The sequence below is a fragment of the Sphaerospermopsis aphanizomenoides BCCUSP55 genome (genome assembly GCF_001586785.1).
GTDB lineage: Bacteria > Cyanobacteriota > Cyanobacteriia > Cyanobacteriales > Nostocaceae > Sphaerospermopsis_A > Sphaerospermopsis_A aphanizomenoides_A.
This window is the reverse complement of sequence record NZ_LUFH02000207.1, coordinates 1-2,497: the sequence shown is the minus strand read 5'-3', so window position 1 is coordinate 2,497 and position 2,497 is coordinate 1. Positions and strand designations below refer to the sequence as shown.

Annotated in this window: 4 protein-coding genes and 1 tRNA gene; 3 read left to right on the top strand and 2 right to left on the bottom strand. The window is 62.8% G+C overall.

Annotated elements, in window-relative coordinates:
- The 3 genes from A0J48_RS26280 to A0J48_RS26270 all read left to right on the top strand — a co-directional run.
- A partial coding sequence (locus A0J48_RS26280; RefSeq protein ID WP_200327514.1) for a cyclic nucleotide-binding domain-containing protein occupies positions 1–623 on the top strand: 623 nt, incomplete at its 5' end.
- Between the two features lie 61 nt (positions 624–684).
- A tRNA-Phe gene (locus tag A0J48_RS26275) sits at positions 685–757 on the top strand.
- Positions 758–831: 74 nt separating this feature from the next.
- Complete coding sequence (locus A0J48_RS26270) at positions 832–1,518, top strand: carbonic anhydrase family protein (RefSeq protein ID WP_200327513.1); 687 nt, start codon at positions 832–834, stop codon at positions 1,516–1,518.
- Positions 1,519–1,555: 37 nt separating this feature from the next.
- Here the strand turns inward: A0J48_RS26270 and A0J48_RS26265 are convergent, their stop codons facing one another.
- Both A0J48_RS26265 and A0J48_RS26260 read right to left on the bottom strand, forming a co-directional pair.
- Positions 1,556–2,164: an HAD family hydrolase gene (locus A0J48_RS26265; RefSeq protein WP_200327512.1), complete on the bottom strand. Its 609-nt coding sequence runs from the start codon at positions 2,162–2,164 to the stop codon at positions 1,556–1,558.
- Positions 2,165–2,192: 28 nt separating this feature from the next.
- On the bottom strand, positions 2,193–2,497 hold a 305-nt coding region (locus tag A0J48_RS26260), incomplete at its 5' end, for an FKBP-type peptidyl-prolyl cis-trans isomerase (RefSeq protein ID WP_200327511.1).

Below are 2,497 nucleotides of genomic sequence, written 5' to 3'. Positions count from 1 at the left end.
CCCTCAACCCGCTGGTCTTTGCGGGTGCCGACCGGATCTGTGCCTGGATGCGGGCGAACCCGAATTGGAGGGATTGGTTCGAGGGCGCCGGATCCCGTCCCTTCGCTGCCCTTCAGGCTGACCTTGATGAGGCGCGGAAGCGCGTAGAGGCCAAGGCTGCAGCCCGCAAGACCTTTGCTCCGGCTGAGCTCGTGCGGAAGTTCCCGCTCTTTTCCGCCCTCAGCGAGGAACAGCAAGAGGTCCTCATCCTTCACTTCGAGCCGAAGTCGGCTGCCCCCGGCGAACGAATCATCCGGATGGGTGATGCCGCAGATTCGATGTATTTCATTGCCGAGGGCGAGGTCGAGGTCTGCGTGGGCGACCGGGAGTTCAAGCTCGGCGCCGGAAACTTCTTCGGGGAAATGGCCCTCATCACCGGAGAGCCGAGGTCGGCCGATGTCACGGCGATCGACTTCTGCCGGTTCGCCACCCTTCGGGCCAGGGACTTCCGAAGCTTCCTCAACCGGTATCCGGAGATCCGGCGCCGGATCGCTGAGATGGCGGAGGAAAGGCGCCGCATCAACAGCGTTGCCGCGCCGGATTCCCAGGACTCCGCGCCGGCCGATGGCTCTGCCAAGGCGTGACAAAAATCCGCGCGGAAAGACTTGCCGGGTGCGCTTTCCTTGCTATTCTGCGCATCCCGTCGGCTGGGTAGCTCAGTTGGCAGAGCAGAGGACTGAAAATCCTCGTGTCGGGGGTTCGATTCCCTCCCCAGCCATTTCTTCAATCCCCCCTTCGAAAAATTGCCTGCCCATCGCGGACCTGTCCGCGGCATCGTCATTACTCCGAATCATGAAAAAGACCCTCTTGTTTTCCGCCCTGCTCCTCTCGGCTTTTCTTCCGTTCGCCGGGGCTCAAACCACCGAGCAGCGCCAGTCCTCCCTGACTCCTGAGAAAGTTTTGAAAACCCTTCTGGCTGGCAACGAACGCTTCATGGACGGACAGGTCCACGGGCACCAGGATATCACCGCCAGGCGGGTGGCCACGGCGCAGGGTCAGTATCCCAAGGCGGTGATCCTCTCCTGCCTGGACTCCCGCATTCCCGTCGAGCAGGTCTTTGACCTCGGGATCGGGGACATCTTTGTCGGCCGCGTGGCCGGCAACGTCCAGGATAACGATCAGCTCGGTTCGATGGAATTTGCAACCAAGCTGGCCGGAGCCAAGCTGGTCATGGTTCTCGGCCACACCGGCTGCGGGGCCGTGCGCGGCGCCTGTGCGGATGCGAAACTCGGCCACCTCACCGGGCTTCTTCAAAAGATCCGCCCGGCTGTCAGGGCTGTGAAGGCGGAAACCCCGGGTCAGAAAGCTTCCACCGACCCGGAGTTTGTCGACAAGGTCGCCGCAGAAAACGTGCGCCTGACAGTCGACAGCATCCGCAAGCAAAGCCCGATTCTCGCGGAGTTGGAGCGCTCCGGGCAGATCAAGATTGTTGGCGGGATGTATGATCTCGAGACTGGGAAGGTCTCGCTGGTGAAGTGAGCGGCAGGGACGACCCGCCAGCTCAGGCCGCCTGAGATCAGGAGTTGATCGGCTCGCGGCCCCGCATGGCGGTCGGGACGAAGACGTGCGCCATTCCAGCTGCCTCGGCTGCGGCAATTCCGGTCGGGCTGTCTTCAAAGACCACGCATTGGTCCGGCGGCACCTGAAGGCGCCTCGCGGCCTCCAGAAACGGATCCGGGGCCGGCTTGCCGTGGACGTAGTCCTCCGCGCAAACCACGGCATCGAAAAGTTCCGTGATCCCGAGCGCGGCGAGCGTGGCATCAACCAGTTCGTGGTGTCCTCCCGAGGCGATCGCCATGGGGGCAGTCCCGTGGATGCTGCGGGCGAACTCCAGCACGGGGACGACCGGGCCGACTTCATGGACGGACTCAAGGTAGTATCCCTCCTTGCGCGCAACGGTCTCTGCCACGTCCAGCGAGGTTCCGAACATCGCGTTCAGCTGGTTTACGATGACGTCGGTCGGCTTGCCGCCCCAGGCATAGAAGATGTCCTCGGGGAATGTCCCGCCGAAGTCCTTCATCGCCCGCGCCCAGGCCCGGTAATGAAGCGGCATCGTATCGGCAATCGTGCCGTCACAGTCAAAGATATACCCGCCAAAATGGCGGGTCGGAAAGGCGATGTCCATCAGCGCAGGCTTTTCAGCTCCAGCCTCCTTAGCGGACCTTCAGAAGCTCGACCTCAAAGATGAGGGTCTCATCGGGCCCGATGACCCCGCCCGCTCCACGCGATCCGTAGGCGAGGTTCGGCGGGATGAACAGCTGGATCTTTCCGCCCTCCTTGATCAGTTGGACGCCTTCGGTCCATCCCGGGATCACCCGGTTCAGCGGGAATTCGATCGGCTCGTTCCGCTTGTAGGAGCTGTCAAACTCCGTGCCGTCCAGAAGGGTCCCGCGGTAGTTGACGAGAACCGTGTCGGTCGCCTTCGGGGCTTTGCCGGTGCCCGGCTCCAGGATTTTGT

What these genes read in the sequence shown, in the direction of transcription:
- A0J48_RS26270 (WP_200327513.1), top strand. Translation starts at nt 832, where the DNA reads ATGAAAAAGACCCTCTTGTTTTCCGCCCTGCTCCTCTCGGCTTTTCTT.
- A0J48_RS26265 (WP_200327512.1), bottom strand. Translation starts at nt 2,164, where the DNA reads ATGGACATCGCCTTTCCGACCCGCCATTTTGGCGGGTATATCTTTGAC.